This window comes from Actinoplanes sp. NPDC049265 (assembly GCF_043197135.1).
Classification (GTDB): Bacteria; Actinomycetota; Actinomycetes; order Mycobacteriales; family Micromonosporaceae; genus Actinoplanes.
This window is the reverse complement of sequence record NZ_JBICSP010000011.1, coordinates 95,161-114,099: the sequence shown is the minus strand read 5'-3', so window position 1 is coordinate 114,099 and position 18,939 is coordinate 95,161. Positions and strand designations below refer to the sequence as shown.

Annotated in this window: 26 protein-coding genes and 1 riboswitch; of the genes, 25 read left to right on the top strand and 1 reads right to left on the bottom strand. The window is 69.4% G+C overall.

What is annotated here, in order from left to right; all coding sequences use genetic code 11:
- Positions 1-71 precede the first annotated feature (71 nt).
- The 19 genes from rpsH (at position 72) to truA (ending at position 11,771) form a co-directional block, all read left to right on the top strand.
- On the top strand, positions 72-479 hold the full coding sequence (gene rpsH / locus ACGFIO_RS25345) for a 30S ribosomal protein S8 (protein WP_392829192.1): 408 nt from the start codon (positions 72-74) through the stop codon (positions 477-479).
- A 15-nt stretch (positions 480-494) separates the two neighbouring features.
- A complete protein-coding gene (gene rplF / locus ACGFIO_RS25340) occupies positions 495-1,034 on the top strand; it encodes a 50S ribosomal protein L6 (protein ID WP_392829190.1) in 540 nt (179 codons plus the stop codon).
- Entirely contained in the window at positions 1,031-1,426 is a 396-nt protein-coding gene (gene rplR / locus ACGFIO_RS25335; protein WP_392829188.1) for a 50S ribosomal protein L18, read from the top strand. The genes rplF and rplR overlap by 4 nt, the downstream gene beginning before the upstream one ends.
- Positions 1,427-1,438: 12 nt before the next feature.
- Positions 1,439-2,062, top strand: a complete 624-nt coding sequence (gene rpsE / locus ACGFIO_RS25330; RefSeq protein ID WP_392829187.1) for a 30S ribosomal protein S5 — start codon at positions 1,439-1,441, stop codon at positions 2,060-2,062.
- Positions 2,062-2,244: a 50S ribosomal protein L30 gene (rpmD, locus tag ACGFIO_RS25325; RefSeq protein ID WP_392829185.1), complete on the top strand. Its 183-nt coding sequence runs from the start codon at positions 2,062-2,064 to the stop codon at positions 2,242-2,244. Before rpsE ends, rpmD begins: the two co-directional genes overlap by 1 nt.
- Positions 2,244-2,693 (top strand): 50S ribosomal protein L15, encoded by a 450-nt coding sequence (gene rplO / locus ACGFIO_RS25320; protein ID WP_392829183.1) that lies wholly within the window; start codon positions 2,244-2,246, stop codon positions 2,691-2,693. Before rpmD ends, rplO begins: the two co-directional genes overlap by 1 nt.
- Positions 2,694-2,908: 215 nt before the next feature.
- Positions 2,909-4,255: a preprotein translocase subunit SecY gene (secY, locus tag ACGFIO_RS25315; protein WP_392829182.1), complete on the top strand. Its 1,347-nt coding sequence runs from the start codon at positions 2,909-2,911 to the stop codon at positions 4,253-4,255.
- A 65-nt stretch (positions 4,256-4,320) separates the two neighbouring features.
- Complete coding sequence (locus ACGFIO_RS25310) at positions 4,321-4,974, top strand: adenylate kinase (protein ID WP_392829180.1); 654 nt, start codon at positions 4,321-4,323, stop codon at positions 4,972-4,974.
- A 3-nt stretch (positions 4,975-4,977) separates the two neighbouring features.
- Positions 4,978-5,820, top strand: a complete 843-nt coding sequence (map, locus tag ACGFIO_RS25305; protein WP_392829178.1) for a type I methionyl aminopeptidase — start codon at positions 4,978-4,980, stop codon at positions 5,818-5,820.
- A 39-nt stretch (positions 5,821-5,859) separates the two neighbouring features.
- Complete coding sequence (locus ACGFIO_RS25300; RefSeq protein WP_392829176.1) at positions 5,860-6,297, top strand: DUF1707 domain-containing protein; 438 nt, start codon at positions 5,860-5,862, stop codon at positions 6,295-6,297.
- A 38-nt stretch (positions 6,298-6,335) separates the two neighbouring features.
- On the top strand, positions 6,336-6,815 hold the full coding sequence (locus ACGFIO_RS25295; protein WP_392829549.1) for a DUF1707 domain-containing protein: 480 nt from the start codon (positions 6,336-6,338) through the stop codon (positions 6,813-6,815).
- Positions 6,816-7,047: 232 nt separating this feature from the next.
- A complete protein-coding gene (gene infA, locus ACGFIO_RS25290; RefSeq protein ID WP_007073013.1) occupies positions 7,048-7,269 on the top strand; it encodes a translation initiation factor IF-1 in 222 nt (73 codons plus the stop codon).
- 29 nt (positions 7,270-7,298) lie between these two features.
- Positions 7,299-7,412, top strand: a complete 114-nt coding sequence (rpmJ, locus tag ACGFIO_RS25285; RefSeq protein ID WP_023358216.1) for a 50S ribosomal protein L36 — start codon at positions 7,299-7,301, stop codon at positions 7,410-7,412.
- A 153-nt stretch (positions 7,413-7,565) separates the two neighbouring features.
- A complete protein-coding gene (gene rpsM / locus ACGFIO_RS25280) occupies positions 7,566-7,946 on the top strand; it encodes a 30S ribosomal protein S13 (RefSeq protein WP_364291923.1) in 381 nt (126 codons plus the stop codon).
- A gap of 78 nt (positions 7,947-8,024) precedes the next feature.
- Positions 8,025-8,432, top strand: coding sequence for a 30S ribosomal protein S11 (gene rpsK, locus ACGFIO_RS25275; protein ID WP_020513613.1), 408 nt, complete (start codon positions 8,025-8,027; stop codon positions 8,430-8,432).
- A gap of 16 nt (positions 8,433-8,448) precedes the next feature.
- Positions 8,449-9,075 carry a 30S ribosomal protein S4 gene (gene rpsD, locus ACGFIO_RS25270; RefSeq protein WP_392829175.1) on the top strand — a complete coding sequence of 209 codons (627 nt, stop codon included), beginning with the start codon at positions 8,449-8,451 and terminating at the stop codon, positions 9,073-9,075.
- 82 nt (positions 9,076-9,157) lie between these two features.
- Positions 9,158-10,180: a DNA-directed RNA polymerase subunit alpha gene (locus tag ACGFIO_RS25265; RefSeq protein WP_189079649.1), complete on the top strand. Its 1,023-nt coding sequence runs from the start codon at positions 9,158-9,160 to the stop codon at positions 10,178-10,180.
- A gap of 36 nt (positions 10,181-10,216) precedes the next feature.
- Complete coding sequence (rplQ, locus tag ACGFIO_RS25260; protein ID WP_392829174.1) at positions 10,217-10,777, top strand: 50S ribosomal protein L17; 561 nt, start codon at positions 10,217-10,219, stop codon at positions 10,775-10,777.
- Between the two features lie 136 nt (positions 10,778-10,913).
- On the top strand, positions 10,914-11,771 hold the full coding sequence (gene truA, locus ACGFIO_RS25255; protein WP_392829547.1) for a tRNA pseudouridine(38-40) synthase TruA: 858 nt from the start codon (positions 10,914-10,916) through the stop codon (positions 11,769-11,771).
- A gap of 250 nt (positions 11,772-12,021) precedes the next feature.
- Here the strand turns inward: truA and ACGFIO_RS25250 are convergent, their stop codons facing one another.
- Positions 12,022-12,699: a hypothetical protein gene (locus ACGFIO_RS25250; protein WP_392829172.1), complete on the bottom strand. Its 678-nt coding sequence runs from the start codon at positions 12,697-12,699 to the stop codon at positions 12,022-12,024.
- A gap of 462 nt (positions 12,700-13,161) precedes the next feature.
- Here ACGFIO_RS25250 and ACGFIO_RS25245 point away from each other — a divergent pair, with 462 nt between their 5' ends.
- The 6 genes from ACGFIO_RS25245 (at position 13,162) to thiS (ending at position 18,938) form a co-directional block, all read left to right on the top strand.
- Positions 13,162-13,770, top strand: coding sequence for a class I SAM-dependent methyltransferase (locus ACGFIO_RS25245; protein WP_392829170.1), 609 nt, complete (start codon positions 13,162-13,164; stop codon positions 13,768-13,770).
- A gap of 33 nt (positions 13,771-13,803) precedes the next feature.
- Positions 13,804-15,450, top strand: a complete 1,647-nt coding sequence (locus ACGFIO_RS25240; RefSeq protein ID WP_392829168.1) for an ABC-F family ATP-binding cassette domain-containing protein — start codon at positions 13,804-13,806, stop codon at positions 15,448-15,450.
- A gap of 42 nt (positions 15,451-15,492) precedes the next feature.
- A complete protein-coding gene (locus ACGFIO_RS25235) occupies positions 15,493-16,857 on the top strand; it encodes a serine hydrolase (protein WP_392829166.1) in 1,365 nt (454 codons plus the stop codon).
- 95 nt (positions 16,858-16,952) lie between these two features.
- Positions 16,953-17,064, top strand: a riboswitch (TPP riboswitch).
- Positions 17,054-17,641 (top strand): thiamine phosphate synthase, encoded by a 588-nt coding sequence (locus tag ACGFIO_RS25230; protein ID WP_392829165.1) that lies wholly within the window; start codon positions 17,054-17,056, stop codon positions 17,639-17,641. (Overlaps the previous riboswitch by 11 nt.)
- Complete coding sequence (locus ACGFIO_RS25225) at positions 17,638-18,741, top strand: FAD-dependent oxidoreductase (protein WP_392829163.1); 1,104 nt, start codon at positions 17,638-17,640, stop codon at positions 18,739-18,741. Before ACGFIO_RS25230 ends, ACGFIO_RS25225 begins: the two co-directional genes overlap by 4 nt.
- On the top strand, positions 18,738-18,938 hold the full coding sequence (gene thiS, locus ACGFIO_RS25220) for a sulfur carrier protein ThiS (protein WP_392829162.1): 201 nt from the start codon (positions 18,738-18,740) through the stop codon (positions 18,936-18,938). Before ACGFIO_RS25225 ends, thiS begins: the two co-directional genes overlap by 4 nt.
- The last annotated feature ends 1 nt before the right edge of the window (position 18,939 follow it).

Here is an 18,939-nt window from a genome sequence, read left to right as displayed (position 1 = left end):
ACAGCAATACCGCTTCGCCGTAGGCCCTGTCCCAACCGGGGAACCCCGGCGAGAAAGGTTGACGAATACCCATGACGATGACGGACCCGATCGCAGACATGCTCACGCGTCTGCGTAACGCTAACCAGGCGTACCACGACAAGGTGACCATGCCCTTCTCGAAGATCAAGGCGCACATCGCCGAGGTCCTCAAGGCCGAGGGCTACATCGCCGCCTGGACGGCTGAGGACCCCGAGGAAGGCGCTGTCGGCAAGCGTCTGGTCGTTGAGCTGAAGTACGGCCAGAACCGCGAGCGCAGCCTCGCCGGCATCAAGCGCGTGTCGAAGCCCGGCCTGCGGGTGTACGCGAAGTCCGACGAGCTCCCCCGGGTGCTCGGTGGCCTGGGCGTCGCGATCATCTCGACGTCCCAGGGACTGCTGACCGACCGGCAGGCCCGCAAGCGGAGCGTTGGCGGGGAAGTCCTCGCCTACGTCTGGTAACGGGAGAACTCTGACATGTCGCGAATCGGACGTAAGTCGATCCCGGTCCCGGCCGGCGTCGACGTCACCATCACGGGCCAGACCGTCAAGGTCAAGGGCCCCAAGGGCGAGCTCTCGCACACCGTGGCCGAGCCGATCACGGTCGAGAAGGACGGCAGCGAGCTGCACGTCAACCGCCCGAACGACGAGCGCCGGGCCAAGGAGCTGCACGGCCTGTCGCGTACCCTGGTCGCCAACATGATCGTCGGCGTCACCGAGGGCTACAAGAAGACGCTGGAGATCAACGGCACCGGTTACCGCGTGACCGCCAAGGGCAAGGACCTCGAGTTCGCCCTGGGCTTCTCGCACCCGGTCCCGGTGGCGGCGCCGGCCGGCATCACCTTCTCGGTGGAGCGGCCGACCCAGTTCACGGTCGCCGGCATCGACAAGCAACTGGTCGGCGAGGTCGCCGCCAACATCCGGAAGATCCGCCCGCCGGAGCCTTACAAGGGCAAGGGCGTCAAGTACCAGGGCGAGGTCATCCGTCGTAAGGCTGGAAAGGCAGGTAAGAAGTGACCGCCACGCTCCTCAAGCGCCGCAACGGTGGCGGACCCGCCGCGAAGCGGGTCGTCGGGAAGGCGCGCCGGCACTTCCGGGTCCGCAAGAACGTCCGCGGCACCGCCGAGCGCCCTCGCCTGGTCGTCACCCGGTCCTCGCGGCACATCACCGCGCAGATCATCGACGACCTGCAGGGCCACACGCTGGCCTCGGCCTCGACCCTCGACGCCTCCCTGCGGGGCACCGAGGGCGACAAGAGCGCCCTGGCCGCCAAGGTCGGCACGCTCCTCGGTGAGCGGGCCAAGGCCGCCGGACTGTCCAAGGTCGTCTTCGACCGCGGCGGCAACAAGTACGCCGGGCGCATCGCCGCTCTGGCGGACGCCGCCCGCGAAGCCGGACTCGAGTTCTAGGAAGGAATACCAATGCCTGGTCAGCAGCGCCGTGGCGGCGGGTCCGGCGGCAACAACGAAGGTGGCGGCCGCCGGGACAACCGCCGCGAGGGCGGTCGCGGCAACGCGCCCGTCGAGAAGACTCCGCACCTCGAGCGGGTCGTCGCGATCAACCGTGTCGCGAAGGTCGTGAAGGGTGGTCGTCGCTTCAGCTTCACCGCCCTGGTGATCGTCGGTGACGGCGACGGCACCGTCGGGATCGGATACGGCAAGGCCAAGGAGGTGCCCGCGGCCATCGCCAAGGGTGTCGAGGAGGCCAAGAAGCACTTCTTCAAGGTGCCCCGGATCGGTGCGACGATCCCGCACCCGATCACCGGCGAGGCCGCCGCGGGTGTCGTGCTCCTCAAGCCGGCCTCCGCCGGTACCGGCGTCATCGCCGGTGGTCCGGTGCGTGCCGTGCTGGAGTGCGCGGGTATCCACGACATCCTCAGCAAGAGCCTGGGGTCGTCGAACCCGATCAACATCGTGCACGCGACTGTGGCCGCGCTGAAGGGCCTGGAGTCGCCGGAGAAGGTCGCGGCTCGCCGTGGTCTGCCGGTCGAGGACGTCGCCCCGGCCGCCATGCTGGCGGCGCGTGCGGAAGCGGCGGTGCACTGATGGCTCGCTTGAAGGTCACCCAGACCCGGTCCGCGATCGGGCGCAAGCAGAACCAGCGGGACTCCCTGCGGTCGCTCGGCCTGAAGCGGATCAACGATGTGGTGGTCAAGGAGGACCGTCCCGAGATTCGGGGCATGATCTTCGCCGTGAGCCACCTGGTGAGCGTTGAGGAGGTCGAGTAATGCCGATCAAGGTCCACCACCTGCGCCCGGCTCCCGGCGCGAAGACGGCCAAGACCCGAGTGGGTCGTGGTGAGGGTTCCAAGGGCAAGACCGCCGGTCGCGGCACCAAGGGCACCGGCGCCCGCAAGAACACTCCGGCGGCGTTCGAGGGTGGGCAGATGCCCATCCACATGCGCCTGCCGAAGATGAAGGGGCTCAAGAACAAGCCCCTGAACAAGGTCGTGTTCCAGGTCGTGAACCTGGACCGGCTGGCCGAGCTGTTCCCCAACGGCGGCGAGATCGGCCCGGCCGAGCTCGTCGACGCCGGTGCGGTTCGCAAGAACCAGCCGGTCAAGGTGCTCGGCTCCGGCGACCTGAACGGCGTCAAGCTGACCGTGAAGGCGCACGCCTTCAGCGAGTCGGCCAAGGAGAAGATCGCAGCCGCCGGCGGGTCCACCACCGAGCTGTGAGGCTTGTGGGGGTGCTCGCCCGGGGCCCGAAAGGGACGCCCGGGCAGCATCCCCTTTGTGACGTCTGATGCACCTCGGGGCCGATGAGGCCACCGTGACTGACCGCAGGCGTGCACGACTGTTAGAGTCCGATCCCAGCTGACAACATCGGTCGTCCGGACCGAAGCTCCCACCCCGTCCGCCACCCCGGCGGTGATCCGCGCAGGAGGAAGAAGTTGCTCTCCGCCTTTTCCAGTGCGTTCCGTACGCCTGACCTGCGCAAGAAACTGCTGTTCACAGTAGCGATCATCGCGGTCTACCGGCTCGGTGCCACGTTGCCCAGCCCGGGCGTCTCGTACACCAACGTACGGAACTGCATCGACACGCTGAACCAGTCGGGCGAGGCCGGCGGCGTGCTCACGCTGCTCAACCTCTTCTCGGGTGGCGCGCTGCTCCAGCTGTCGATCTTCGCGCTCGGCATCATGCCGTACATCACCGCATCGATCATCCTGCAGCTGCTGACCGTGGTCATCCCGCGTCTGGAGCAGCTCCGCAAGGAGGGTCAGTCCGGCCAGGCCAAGATCACCCAGTACACCCGGTACCTCACGCTGGGCCTGGCGATCCTGCAGTCCTCGGCCTTCGTGGCGCTCGCACGGACCGGTCAGTTGTTCGCCAACCAGTGCCCTCAGGACCAGGCGAACTTCCAGATCATCCCCGAGAACACCGGCATTCCGACCTGGCTGACGCTGAGCGTCCTGGTGCTGACCATGACCGCCGGTACCGGTGTGGTCATGTGGCTCGGTGAGCTGATCACCGACCGCGGCGTCGGCAACGGCATGTCCGTCCTGATCTTCACCTCGATCGCCGCCCGCCTCCCCGGTGAGGGCTGGACGATCAAGGAGAGCAACGGCTGGGGCAAGTTCTGGCTCGTGATCGCTCTGGTGCTGCTGGTCATCACCGCGGTTGTCTTCATCGAGCAGGCTCAGCGCCGCATCCCGGTGCAGTACGCGAAGCGGATGATCGGCCGCCGGATGTACGGCGGCACCTCGACCTACATCCCGCTCAAGGTCAACCAGGCCGGTGTGGTCCCGGTGATCTTCGCTTCGTCGCTGCTCTACCTGCCGCAGCTGTACCTGCAGTTCTTCGACCCGAACAACCTCAAGGGCTACCAGCAGTGGATCCAGAACTGGCTGGCCGACCCGACGAGCTACCTGTACATCGCCGTCTACTTCCTCATGATCATCTTCTTCACGTACTTCTACGTGTCGATCACGTTCAACCCGACCGAGGTCGCGGAGAACATGAAGAAGTACGGTGGATTCGTTCCGGGTATCCGCCCGGGTAAGCCGACCGCCGACTACCTGGACTTCATCCTCAGCCGGATCACGCTCCCGGGCGCCCTGTACCTGGGTCTGATCTCGGTCCTGCCGAACTTCTTCTTCATCTGGCTCAATCAGTCGCAGTACCAGAACTTCCCGTTCGGCGGTACCGCGGTGCTGATCATGGTTGGTGTGGGTCTGGAGACGGTGAAGCAGATCGAGAGCCAGCTGATGCAGCGAAACTACGAAGGGTTCCTCCGGTAGTGGGGGCGCGGAGCCGGGGGGCTCTCGCGTGGTCGGTCGGTTCTCACCGAAGCGAGGCGATGTAGGTGCGGCTGGTACTGGTGGGCCCTCCGGGGGCCGGCAAGGGGACCCAGGCTGAGTTCATCGCTGCCCATCTCGCCGTACCGAAGATCTCGACCGGGGACATCTTCCGGGCCAACGTCTCTCAGGGCACGCCGCTGGGCGTCGAGGCCAAGCGCTACATGGACGCGGGTCACCTCGTTCCCGACGAGGTGACCATCAACATGGTCCGCGACCGCCTGGCCGAGCCCGACGCGGGCGACGGCTTCCTGCTCGACGGGTTCCCGCGCACGGTGCCGCAGGCGTCGGCCCTGGACAAACTCCTGGCCGACCTGGGCACCGCGCTCGACCTGGTGATGGAACTCGTGGTCGACGACGACGAAGTGATCCGGCGGCTGTCCGGCCGGCGTACCTGCCGGGGCTGCGGGAAGATCTGGCACGTCGAGTTCGACCCGACCAGCAAAGAGAACATCTGCGACCGGTGCGGGTCGGAGCTGTTCCAGCGGGACGACGACAAGGCCGACACGATCGCCGCGCGCCTGGTCGAGTACACCGACAAGACCGCGCCGCTGGTCGACTTCTACGGGGCGCAGGGCAAGCTGGTCGGCATCGACGCCACCGGGCCGGTGGAAGATGTCACGGTGCGCGCCATCGAGGCGCTGCGTTCGTACGGAGGCTGAGCAATGCCCCGCCAGCAGCTGGACATCCAGCTGAAGACGCCCGAGCAGATCGAGCTGATGCGCGGCGCCGGCCTGGTGGTCGCCGCCGCGCTGGACGCGATGCGCGAGGCGGTGGCACCGGGCGTGTCCACGGCCGACCTCGACGCCATCGCCGAGCAGGTGATCCGTGACGCCGGGGCGATCCCGTCGTTCAAGGGCTACCAGGGCTTCCCGGCCTCGATCTGCGCGTCGGTCAACGAGCAGGTGGTGCACGGCATCCCGTCCGCCCAGCAGGTGCTGCGCGAGGGTGACCTGCTGTCGCTGGACTGCGGCGCGATCCTGCACGGCTGGCACGGCGACTCGGCCATCACCGTGGGCGTCGGCGAGACCGACCCCAAGCTGCTCAAGATGGCCGAGGTGGCCGAGGACGCGATGTGGGCCGGCATCGCCGCCGCCGCGCGCGGGGTGGCCAACGGCCGGGGCCGGCTGACCGACATCTCCTTCAATGTGGAAAAGACGGTCAGAAAGGCCGGTCGGTACGGCATCGTCGACGGCTACGGCGGCCACGGCATCGGCACCGAGATGCACATGGACCCGCACGTGCTCAACCACGGCAAGCCGGGCAAGGGCCCGCAGCTGGTGGTCGGCATGGCCCTCGCCATCGAGCCGATGATCACGATGGGTTCACCGCGTACGGCCGAGCTGGCCGACGGCTGGACCGTGGTGACCCGCGACCGCTCGATGGCCGCGCACGTCGAGCACACGATGGCCCTGTGCGACGACGGCGTCTGGGTGACCACCGCTGTCGACGGCGGCCGCGCCCGCCTCGGCGAGCTCGTGACCGGGCGCCAGCCCGCCACCGTCTAGCCCTGGCCGATCGGCAGCGCCTGGCGCATGCTGGCGGGTATGGATCGGGCGGAGATGCGGGCCGGCGACGGCGATCGTGAGGCGACGGCGGCGCGGCTCAAGCAAGCATTGGATGACGGCCGGCTCGATCTGCACGAGTACGACGAACGCCTGCAGCGGGCGTTCGCGGCCAAGACGTACGCCGACCTCGACGGCCTGACCGCCGACCTGCCCGGCACCGTCCCGCCGGCGCGGAGCCGGATCCAGCCGGCGACCTCGGCCCCGGTGGCCGAGTCGGCCGATCCGGGTCGCGGCGGCGCCACCTGGGTCAAGGGCTACGCCGGCGTGGTCGCGGTGTGCGTAGTTATCTGGGCTATCACCAGTCTGTCCAGCGGCCACTTCATCTACTTCTGGCCGGTCTGGATGCTCATCCCGCTGATCTTCGGCATTGTCGGCAATGCGAGCGGCCGCCGAGATCGACGGGGCAGAAGGCGCTGACACGCCCTGACAGAATGGTTCGTATGGCCTCCGACGAGATGCGTGCCGGCGACGCGGACCGTCAGCAGGTGGCCGAGCGCCTCCGTGTGGCGCTCGACGACGGCCGCCTCGACCTCTCCGAGTACGACGACCGCCTGCGGCAGACCTATGCCGCCAAGACCTACGGCGAGCTCGAGCGCGTCACCACCGACCTGCCCGCCGTGCCGGTCACTCCGGCGGCGCCCGCGCCCGGCACCAATCTGACCGGCCGCTGGCTGGTGCACGTCTGGGACGAATACGTGACGGCCGTCGCCATCTGTGTGGCGATCTGGCTGACCACCGGGATCGGCGGCGACCTGGGCTTCTTCTGGCCGATCTGGGTGGCCGGCCCGTGGGGTGCCCTGCTGGTCTGGCGGACGGTCTCCGGCCTGGCCTCCGACGAGCCGCGGAAGTGGCATGAGGCCGGCGAGCGCAAGAAGCTCAAGAAGGAGCGCAAGCGGCGTCGCAAGGAACTCGAAGGCCGCCCGTCGGAGGACTGAGGTCGATCCCTTTTGTCGGCTTTCCGAACGGGCGACACACCCGACCCCGGGTGTGGGGGACCTCGGTTTGGTGTCGATGCAAGGGCGCGCGTACACTGGCTAGCTGGCGCGCAGCGTCCACTCTTGCATGTCCTCAGCGCTTCGAGGAAAGCGGGAGCCGCGGCTGGGCCGACCTCGGGTCGGGTGGCGGTGCGAGCTAGTCCAGGAAATCTGATGTCAGGTAGCGGAGGACATGCCAAAGAAAGACGGAGCCATCGAGATCGAGGGCCGAGTGATCGAGCCCCTGCCCAACGCGATGTTTCGCGTCGAGCTGGCGAATGGTCACAAGGTACTGGCACACATCTCCGGCAAGATGCGGCAGCACTACATTCGCATCCTTCCCGAGGACAGGGTCGTCGTCGAGCTCTCGCCGTACGACCTGACCCGTGGGCGCATCGTCTACCGCTACAAGTGACTCAACCCGTCTGAAGGACAAGGCAAACCGTGAAGGTCAAGCCGAGCGTCAAGCGGATCTGCAACAAGTGCCGGGTTATCCGACGGCACGGCCGGGTCATGGTCATCTGCGACGACCCGCGTCACAAGCAGCGCCAGGGCTGACGCCCACCCTGAACAAGCTCGTTCCAGCCGCGGTCAACTCACCCAACGGGTGCTGACGTGTGGCTACACCCCCGGTCGGAGGCCGGGGCCCGCCCGGGCAGGCGGGACGGATCGGGCACAGACCTCCGAGACATCTGAGGAGTTCGCCCGCACATGGCAAGACTCGTCGGCGTCGATCTGCCGCGCGAAAAGCGCATGGAGATCGCGCTCACCTACATCTTCGGGGTCGGCCGGACCCGCTCGGTCGAGGCCCTGACCGCGACCGGCATCGACCTGGACAAGCGCGCAAAGGACCTCACGGACGAGGAGCTGGTCCAGCTCCGCGACTACATCGAGGCCAATTTCAAGGTAGAAGGTGACCTGCGCCGCGAGGTCGCCGCGGACATCCGTCGCAAGGTCGAGATCGGCTGCTACGCCGGCATCCGCCACCGTCGTGGGCTCCCCGTGCGGGGTCAGCGCACGCGGACGAACGCTCGTACCCGCAAGGGTCCGAAGCGCACGGTCGCCGGTAAGAAGAAGCCCGGTCGGAAGTAAGGCCTTAAACGGAATGATGGGGCGCGGTCCGTGCGGCCCGGCCCATCTCCCAGTACTCAGTAGGAGCGCAGAAGACTTATGCCACCGAAGGCACGCGCTGGGGCCGCAGTCAAGAAGGTCCGGCGCAAGGAACGCAAGAACGTCGCCCACGGGCAGGCGCACATCAAGAGCACCTTCAACAACACCATCGTGTCGATCACCGACCCGACCGGTGCCGTCATCTCCTGGGCCTCCTCGGGCCAGGTGGGCTTCAAGGGCTCCCGCAAGTCGACCCCGTTCGCGGCGCAGCTCGCCGCGGAGGCCGCCGCCCGTCGTGCCATGGAGCACGGCATGCGCAAGGTCGACGTGTTCGTCAAGGGACCCGGCTCCGGCCGGGAGACCGCCATCCGTTCGCTGCAGGCCGCCGGCCTCGAGGTCGGTCAGATCGCCGACGTCACGCCGCAGCCGCACAACGGTTGCCGTCCGCCGAAGCGTCGCCGGGTCTGAGGGATAGAGAGAGAAGATGGCTCGTTACACAGGTGCGGACTGCAAGCGCTGCCGCCGCGAGAAGATGAAGCTGTTCCTCAAGGGCAGCAAGTGCGACGGGCCGAAGTGCCCGTTCGAGTCGCGTCCCTTCCCGCCCGGCCAGCACGGCCGTGGTCGTACGAAGGAGACCGAGTACCTGCTCCAGCACCGTGAGAAGCAGAAGGCCCGCCGCACCTACGGCGTGCTGGAGAAGCAGTTCCACGGTTACTACGAGGAGGCTGTCACCAAGCCCGGCAAGACCGGTGAGGTGCTGCTGCAGATCCTCGAGTCGCGTCTGGACAACGTCGTCTACCGGGCCGGCTACGCCGCCTCCCGGGACATGGCCCGGCAGCTGGTCAAGCACGGCCACATGCTGGTCAACGGCAAGAAGGTCGACATCCCGTCGTACCGGGTCAAGGAGCACGACATCGTGCAGGTCCGGGAGAAGTCCCGGGAGATGACCCCGTTCGTCGTCGCGCAGGCCCAGGCCGGGTCCAAGCCGGTTCCGGCCTGGCTCGAGCCGATCCCGAGCGAGATGAAGATCCTCGTTCACACGCTCCCGTCCCGCGGTGTCATCGACACGCAGGTCCAGGAGCAGCTGATCGTCGAGCTCTACTCGAAGTAACGATTGGTCCGGCGCCCTCACGTGAGGGCGCCGGAAAAGACGGGCGTCATATAGCGGATGCCCTGGCAGAAGGAAGAAACACGTGCTCATCAGCCAGCGCCCGAGCCTCTCGGAAGAGTCGCTCAGCGAGACCCGTTCCCGGTTCACCATCGAGCCGCTGGAGCCGGGCTTCGGCTACACCCTCGGCAACTCGCTGCGTCGCACCCTGCTGTCGTCCATTCCGGGCGCGGCCGTGACCAGCATCAAGATCGACGGCGTGCTGCACGAGTTCACCACGATCCCCGGTGTCAAGGAGGACGTGGTCGAGCTGGTCATGAACGTCAAGGACCTCACCGTCAGCTCCGAGCACGACGAGCCGGTCAGCATGTACCTGCGCAAGCAGGGCCCCGGCGACGTCACCGCGGGCGACATCCAGCCCCCGGCCGGCGTCTCGGTGCACAACCCGGACCTCAAGCTGGCCACGCTGAACAGCAAGGGCCGGCTCGACATGGAGCTGACCGTCGAGCGTGGTCGTGGCTACGTCACGGCGGCGCAGAATAAGAACGCGGGCGCCGAGATCGGCCGGATCCCGGTCGACTCGATCTACTCGCCGGTCATGAAGGTGACCTACCGCGTCGAGGCGACCCGTGTCGAGCAGCGTACCGACTTCGACCGCCTGATCATCGACGTCGAGTCGAAGGCGTCGATCTCGCCGCGGACCGCGCTCGCGTCAGCCGGCTCCACCCTGGTCGAGCTGTTCGGCCTGTGCCGCGAGCTGGACGAGACCGCCGAGGGCATCGACATCGGCCCGTCGCCGCAGGACGCCCAGCTGGCCGCCGATCTGGCTCTCCCGATCGAGGAGCTGGACCTCACCGTCCGGTCGTACAACTGCCTCAAGCGTGAGGGCATCAACACGGTGGGCGAGTTGATAGGGCGTACGGAGGCCGACCTTCTGGATATAAGGAATTTCGGTCAGAAGAGCATCGACGAGGTCAAGATGAAGCTCGCCGGTATGGGCCTGGGCCTCAAGGACAGCGCGCCGTCCTTCGACCCCGCGCACGTCGTGGACTCGTTCGGCGACGTGGACTACGACACCGACGACTACCGCGAGACCGAGCAGCTCTAATCCCGGCTGCCCGGCACTTACCAAGGAGCATCTGAAATGCCCACGCCTACCAAGGGTGCCCGCCTCGGCGGCAGCCCGGCGCACGAGAAGCGCATGCTGGCCAACCTGGCCACGGAGCTCTTCCGGCACGGGAAGATCAAGACCACCGAGACGAAGGCCCGGCGGCTGCGTCCGCTGGCCGAGCAGCTCATCACGAAGGCCAAGCGCGGCGACCTGCACGCCCGCCGTCGCGTCCTGACCGTCGTGAAGGACAAGGACGTCGTCTACTCGCTGTTCGAGCAGATCGCTCCGCGGTACACCAACCGGCCGGGTGGCTACACGCGCATCACCAAGACCGGCATCCGCAAGGGTGACGCCGCTCCGATGGCCGTCATCGAGCTGGTCGAGGAGCTCGAGGTCGCCGCGACCACCGCGCCGGCCAAGAAGACGGCCGCGCGCAAGGCCGCCCAGCAGGACAAGGTCGAGGCCCTGGCCCGCGAGGACGAGGTGCCCGCCGCTTCGTCCGACGACCAGGACTCCGAGCCGCCGGTGAACGCGTCCGGCGACAAGGGTGCCGAGGGCCCCGGCGACCAGGCCGAGGGCGAAGACACCAAGTAAGACCGCTTCTGGTGAGCCCGGTACCTCTTCGTGGGGTGCCGGGCTTACTTCTTTGGTGGGTACGCGCGTTCGTCGTCGTGCACCGGCTCAGTGGGAGAGGTTCGTCGTGGTCGAGGCCGTAACTCAACCATCCGGGCTGGACGATGTGGTCCGGCTTCGGCTCGACGTGTCGTACGACGGCACCGACTTCTCGGGGTGGGCGGCCCAACCGTCGCAGCGGACCGTGGCCGGTGTCCTCGTCGCCGCGCTGGAGACGCTGGTCGGCCCGGTGCCGCTGGGGCTGACCGTCGCCGGGCGCACCGATGCCGGGGTGCACGCCTCGGGCCAGGTGTGCCACATCGACCTGCCCACGCCGGTGTACGCGGCGCTGGAGAGCTCGCTGGTGCGCCGGCTGGCCGCCCTGATGCCGCCGGATGCGCGGGTTCGTTCGGTGACGCGGGTGCCGTCCACCTTCGACGCCCGGTTCTCGGCCACCTATCGGCGGTACGAGTACCGGGTCGCGGACAACGTGTGGGGCGCCGAACCGTTGCGCCGCAAGGACACGCTGGCCTGGGTGCGGCGGCTCGACCTGGACCGGCTGCGGGCAGCGGCGGCCGGGCTGCTGGGGGAGCACGACTTCGCCGCGTACTGCAAACGCAAGGACAACGCGACCACCATCCGCGCGATCACCCACCTGGACTGGCACCGGGCCGCGGACGGGGTGGCCGTGGCCACCGTGCAGGCCGACGCGTTCTGTCAGGCGATGGTGCGCAGCCTGGTCGGCGCGATGCTGAGCGTGGGTGACGGGCGGCGCGAACCGTCCTGGCCGGGCTCCCTGCTGACGTTGCGCGAGCGGTCGAGCGCGGTGACCGTGGCTCCCGCTCACGGCCTCACCCTGGTGGCTGTCGGCTATCCCAGCGAGACCGACTACGCCACCCGCGCCGACGCCACCCGCCGCCTCCGCACGCCCCACCCCCTCAGCGGTAGCCCCGGGCGCCATCCGAGCCCCCGATAGCGCCCCGCATACCACTCGGGTTGGGAGTGGTAGGCCGGCGCGTCGCCCGGTGGGTCCGTGGTCCGGCGGTGGTAGCCCCGGGCGGGTGTCCAGGTCCGCGGTGGCGCTCTTGGCAACCACTGGGGGTGGGGGTGGGTAGGGCTGGGCGGTGTTCAGGTCCGCGATAGCGCTCTTAGCTACCACTGGGGGTGGGGGTGGTAGGGCTGGGCGGTGTTCGGGGTGGCGGTGGCGCTCTTGGCGACCACTGGGGTTAGAGGTTGAGGGCGCGAGCGCCGATCACCTCGCCGGACAGGTAGGTGTCCAGGAGGTCGGCGGTGATCTGGCGGGCGTACGGGTCATCGGCGGCGATCGGGATCGTGTCGGGGCGGGAGATCACGCAGTAGACCAGGTAGTGGCCGCGGTCGTGCCAGCCGACCTGGGAGCCGGGGCGGGCCATCGGGTCGCTGCCGGGGGCGGCGCCGGCGGCCATCGCGGCGAAGCTGCCGCTGCCCAACTCGACCAGTGGGCGGATCCGGTCGCCGACGCGGGCGGCCGCCGGTGCGTCGGTCAGGTTGAAGACGCCGGCGGTGACCTGATAGTTGCCGTAGGGGGCGGTCATCGACGCGCGGATCACCTGGGAACAGCCGGCCTGGCGGAGCAGCGGGCCGATCGCACCGGTGGACGCGGTTTCGCACACGTTGTCGATGTGGGTCAGCGTCACCCGGTAGGGGGCGTCGCCCGACCTCAGCCGCACCTCGGCGCCGGAGAAGACCTCGGTCAGGCTGAGCGGTTCGGGATCCAGGTGGCGGGAGCTGATCGCGTACGGGGACTCGGCCGCCATCGTGCCGTTGTCCGGGGCGCCCAGGCCGCGTCGCTCGTCGGCGATGACCAGGAAGGCGCTCAGCCCGACCAGGCTGACCATGATCAGGGCGCCGAGGCCGGTCATCATCAGGTGCATCGCCCGTTGTGGCTCACGCAGCCTCCACGCCCGCGCGGGTGGCTGGGCCTGTGCGTGTGCCGGCGGTTGGGCCTGAGGTCGGTCGCGCGACGGGGCCAGGGCTCGGGCTGGAGGTTGTGCTGGTGGCTGGGCCTGTGCGCGCGCGGGTGGCTGGGCGTGGGCCCGGGCGGGAGGCTGGGCGTGAGGGTGTGCTGGTGGCCGGCGGCGGAGACGGGACAGCAGCTGGCGCCGGGGGTGCGCGGGGGGCTGGCGGTGCAGGCCCGGCGTCGGCGCGACCACCGAGCGGACCAGCACGGTCAGACCGCCGGGGGCGGCCATCCGGCGGTGGGCGGCGCGAGACGCTGATGCATGCAGCATGCGGCTGAAGATAGAAGCGGGCCGAAATCGACGAACGCACTGGCTGTGCGGCACCCCGGCCAGCGTGAACTCGTTGCCCGGAGGATGATTCATGGCGTGAGTACCGAGCACTATTTCAGCGCCGATCCGAGCACGCCGGGCCGCCCGGCCGAGGTCACGTTCGCGATCAACGGGCGTGACTATCGCCTCGCCTCGGCCGGCGGGGTGTTCTCCAACGGGCGGCTCGACGGCGGCACCTCCGTACTCCTCAAAAAGGGTGCGCTGCCCACCGCCGCGACCACCGGCGCGCTCCTCGACCTGGGGTGCGGCTGGGGGCCGATCGCGTGCGTGCTGGCCACCGAGGCGCCGGCGGCGGCGGTCTACGCGGTCGACGTCAACGCCCGCGCCCGCGAGCTGACCAGTGCGAACGCCGAGCGGCTGGAGTTGCCGATCACGGTCGCGGGGCCGGACGACGTGCCCGGTGACGTGACGTTCGCGCAGATCTGGAGCAACCCGCCGACCCACGCCGGCAAGTCCGAATTGCACGCGATCATGGAGCGTTGGCTGCCGCGGCTGGCCCCGGACGGCGTCGCCTGGCTGGTGATCAACCGGCACCTGGGCGGTGATTCGCTGCACACCTGGCTGGTCGACGGCGGCTGGGCGGTCGAGCGAAAGGCCAGCCAGAAAGGGTTCCGGGTGCTGCGAGTGACCCGGAAAACCGACTGACCAGACCCCTGGCGGCCAGGGAGGATGCCGAGCATGGGTTACGTGGATGTCGCCGGGGTGGGCTTCGTGCTGCCGGATGGGCGCGAGCTGTTCGCCGAGGTGTCGTTCCGGGTCGGCGAGGGCGCCAAGGTCGCGCTGGTCGGGCCCAACGGCGCCGGCAAGACCACGTTGCTCCGGATGGTGGCCGGCGACCTGCCGCCGCAGACCGGCACCGTCGCGCGGTCGGGTGGGCTGGGCGTGATGCGCCAGTTCATCGGCATGATCGGCGACGACCGGACCCTCGAGGACCTGGCGTTGTCGCTGGTCGAGCCGGCTCTGCGCGAGGCCGGGGAGCGGCTGGCCAAGGCCGCGGCGGGGCTCGGCGAGTCGGAGAAGTCGCAGATCGCGTACGCCAATGCTCTGTCGCATTGGGGTGAGGCCGGCGGGTACGACGCCGAGGTGCTCTTCGACACCGTCGCGGTGGCGATCCTCGACAAGCCGTGGGACCAGGTCCGCACCCGCCCCGTCCGCACTCTCTCTGGCGGCCAGCAGAAACGCTTCGCCCTCGACCTGCTGCTCCGTGGCCGCGACGAGGTGCTGCTGCTCGACGAACCGGACAACTTCCTCGACGTGCCGGGCAAGCGGTGGCTGGAGGCGCGGCTCGGGGAGTCGCCCAAGTCGGTGCTGTTCGTCTCGCACGACCGGGAGCTGCTGGCGCAGACCGCCGACCGGGTCGTCGCGGTCGAGGGCGGCAGCGCGTGGACGCATCCGGGCGGTTTCGAGTCGTGGCATCAGGCCCGGGCCAACCGGCACGACCGGCTGATCGAGGTGCGCAAACGCTGGGATGAGGAGCGCGAAAAGCTGCGCGAGCTGATGTTCATGTACAAGCAGAAGGCCGCCTACAACTCGGACATGGCGTCGCGTTACCAGTCGGCGCAGACCCGCCTGCGGAAGTTCGAGGAGGCGGGACCGCCACCGCTGCCGCCCAAGGAGCAGTCGCTGCGCATGAACCTGCGCGGTGGGCGTACCGGGAAACGGGCCGTGATCTGCGAAAACCTCGAGCTGGAAAACCTGACGTTCCCGTTCGACCTGGAGATCTGGTATGGCGACCGGGTCGCGGTGCTGGGCGCCAACGGCACCGGCAAGTCGCATTTCCTGCGCCTGCTCGCGGCCGGCGGCACATCGCCGGACGTCGAGAACAAACCGGTCGACGGGGCGCCGCTCGCGCACGTCGCGCACGAGGGGGTGGCCCGGCTCGGCGCCCGGGTGCGGCCCGGCCACTTCTCGCAGACCCACGACCGGCCCGAGCTGGTGGACCGCACGCTGGTCGAGATCCTCTGGCGCGGCGACGACCACCGTCCCGGGAAGGACCGGGCCGGCGCGATGAAGGCACTCAACCGGTACGAGCTGGCCGGCCAGGGCGACCAGCGGTTCGGGACGCTGTCCGGCGGGCAGCAGGCGCGGTTCCTGGTGCTTCTGCTGGAACTCTCCGGTGCCACGGTGCTGCTGCTCGACGAGCCGACCGACAACCTGGACATGGCGTCGGCCGAGGCGCTCGAGGAGGGGCTTTCGGCATTCGAGGGAACAGTTGTCGCGGTTACCCACGATCGGTGGTTCACCAGGGGATTCGATCGCTTCGTGCTGTTCCGGGCGGACGGCGAGGTGGTCGAGACCCCCCACCCGGTGTGGGATGTACGTTAGGTTTTCGTCCGCAAGGATCTCCTTAGTGGACGGAGCTCGACATTGCGTACCAGAAGACTCATCGCGGTCGTCGTCGCCGGCCTCCTGGCCGGCCCGATGACCACCGGGGCCGGCGCGAGGGCATCGGCGCCGCCGCTCGACGATTTCCTCCGCTCGACCATGGACGGGCTGGCCTTTCAGGAGGTGCTCGACCTCGCGCCGCCGGCCCGCTCCGTCGCCTCGCTCGACAAGGAAGCGGCGCCACGGGTCAAGGCCCTGGCCGATCCGCAGCCGATCTCACAGCAGCCGCAGATCGACGCCACGGTCCTCGAACTGGACGGTGACGGCCGGATCACGGGCTCGGCCACGGTGCTGATGAGCCCGCAGTACCCGAACGGCGTGATCGTGCCGGTCGACGACAACCAGCACACGACTGCCGTGCGGTGGCGGCAGTGGGACGACGCTGGTTGGTACGCGAACCACGCGCAGGGGACGATCGACGTGGTGCCGGGGCGGGAGAACGCGCCGCTGGACTTCATGTCGCCATACCCGGCCTCGGTGCTCAAGCTGATGGTCGGCTTCGGTGTGCTGCGGCTGGTTGACCAGGGCACGATCGCGCTGGACGACACGTACGCCTACGAGCCGGCCACGATCAGCTCGCTGTGCGGGCCGGCCAGCCGCGGCACGATCCGCGACTACCTCGACAAGTCGCTGACCGAGTCGTCCAACGCCGCCAGCTGCGCCCTGATCAAGATGCTGTGGGACCACAACGCGGTCGCCGGCCTCAACCAGTCGTTCCAGGACCTCGGCCTGGAGACGTTGCAGCTCAAGAACACCAACCCGGTCAACGGTGGGCGGTGGGGCAACCCGGTCACGATGAGCTCGCTGGACACGGCGAAGCTGCTGGCCATCGTCAACGGCGGGCCGGGCACGCTGTGGACCACCCCGGCCGGTATGCCGGTGACCCGCGACGTGCTGTCCGACGCGTCGCGCGAACTGTTCCTCCGCGAGCTCGGTGACCAGGGCTGGAACTGGATGCTGTCGACGCCGAACTACTGCGGGCGGGACTACCCGGCGGCGGGCATCCCGCAGCGGGTCGCCGACCGGTGGATCGGCCCGGACGGCAAGGTCACGGTGGCCGGTTCGGCCTTCGGGCAGGACGTACGGCCGTGCAACGAGGCGGCCGAGGTGACCTTCGCGCACAAGCCGGGATGGGTGAACAACACCGGCTCGGACGCGGGCATCGTGAAGTCGCTGCCCGGCAAGGCCGAGCGGCACTACATCATCGCGGTCTTCTCCAACCTGGGCGACCAGTACCAGGACCCGGGCCGTCCGGCGACCCCGCCGGGCACCGTTCCGGTCGAGTACACGCAGAAGTTCGCGCAGCTCGGCGCGGCTCTGGACGGGTTCGAGGCCGCGCGCGGCTGACCGCTGTTCCTGGGGTCTGGCTGGTGGAGCGGCCCTGACTGATCCACCAGCCAGACCCTAGCCATTGTCGTTCCAGGGGGTTATGGTCCGAGGAGAACCAACCCCACGGGAGTCCGGTGCACCGGGCTGAGAGGGGGGCTGACGCGGCCCCCGACCGTCGAACCTGATCCGGATCATGCCGGCGCAGGGAGGAGCGATGGTGGAGCCTATCTTTCCCCGGCTGCACGTGGTGACCGCGTCGTTGCCCGTTGTCGAAGCTGTGTTGTCGGTGTCGCCGCGGGTGGCGATCCAGGTCCGCGTCGACGATGCGCTCACCGACCGCGATGCCTACGCGTTGACCGTCGCCGCGCTGGCGCGATGCCGCGAACGCGGGGCGATGTGCCTGGTCAACGATCGGCTCGACGTGGCCGTGGCGGCGGGCGCGGACGGCGCGCACGTGGGCGCCGACGATCTGCCGCCGGCCGCCGCGCGTAAGGTGCTCGGGCCGTCGGCTGTGCTCGGGGTGACGTTGCGGGCGCCGGCCGTGGTGCCCGAGGCGTCGTATTTCGGGGTCGGGCCGGCGTTCGCCACCTCCACCAAGGACGGTCTGCCTGATCCGATCGGGCCGCCGGGGGTGGGGGCGGTGGCGGAGGCGGCGACGATCCCGGTCATCGCGATCGCGGGGGTGACGCCGTCGCGGGTGCCGTCGCTGTTGGCCGTGGGCGCCTACGGGGTGGCGGCGGTCGGGGCGATCGCACGTGACCCGGTCGGGGCGACGAGGGAGTTCCTCGAGGCGCTGTCATGAAGTGCGCGGTGGTCGGTGGCGGGATCATCGGCCTGTCGATCGCGTGGCGACTCGCCGGGCGCGGGGTCGACGTGGAAGTCCATGACGCGGGCGTGCCGGGGGCGTGGTTCGTCGCGGCGGGGATGCTGGCTGCGGGGAACGAGGCGACGTGGGAATCGCGTGAGCTCGGTGCGTTGATGCGGGAGTCGGCGCGGCGGTGGCCCGGATTCGCCGCATCGCTGGGCCTGCCGGTGCCGGAGGGCGGGACGCTGGTGGTCGCCCTGACCGCCGATGACGCGGCCGAGGCGGGCCGCGAGTGGGATCGCCGGCCGGCGGGGGAACCTGCGGGCGGGTGCGAGTGGGATCGCCGGCCGGCGGGGGAACCTGCGGGCGGGCGTGAGCGGGATCGTCAACCGGCTGCGGAACCCGAGGGTGGGCGCGGGGGCGGGCGGCTCGGGCCGAGTGCGTTGCGGGAGTTGGAGCCGGCTCTGTCGCCGCGGGTGCGAGCCGGATGTCACCTGCCCGACGACCGGCAGGTCGACCCGCGGAAGGTGGTCGCCGCGCTGCGGGAACGGCTTCCGCTCGTACCCGGCACGGTTGAAGATCTTGGTTCTCTGGATGCGGACCAGGTCGTCGTCGCGGCCGGGACCGGGACGGCGGCGCTGACCGGACTGCCGGTGCGGCCGGTCAAAGGGGAACTGCTGCGGCTGCGCGGGGAACCCGGCCTGCTGCGGCACGTGATCAGCGGGTACGCCGACGGGCGACGGGTCTACCTGGTGCCGCGGGCCGACGGGGAGATCGTGGTCGGCGCCACCCAGGACGAACGCACCGACGACACGGTGACCGCCGGGGCCGTGCTCGACCTGCTGCGCGCCGCCATCGACCTGGTGCCCGCGCTGGCCGACTGCGCTATCACCGAGACGCTGGCCGGGCACCGGCCGTCCACACCGGACAACGCGCCGCTGCTCGGCCGCCTGGACGACCGCACCGTGGTGGCCGCCGGGCACCACCGCAACGGCGTACTCCTCGCGCCGGTCACCGCCGACCTGATCGCCGACCTGGTCGTGACCGGGACGGCCGGCCCACTCCTCGAGCCCTTCGCCCCCGGGAGATTCGCATGACCATTCTCGTGAACGGTGACCAGGCGACCTTTCCACCCGACGCCACCGTGGCCAGCCTCGTGGCCGGGCTCACCCGGGCCGAACGGGGCGTCGCCGTCGCGCTCAACGGCGAGGTCGTGCCCCGGTCGGAGTGGGCCGGCACCGGGCTGAGCGACGGCGACCGGGTCGAGGTGCTGACCGCGGCCCAGGGAGGGTGAC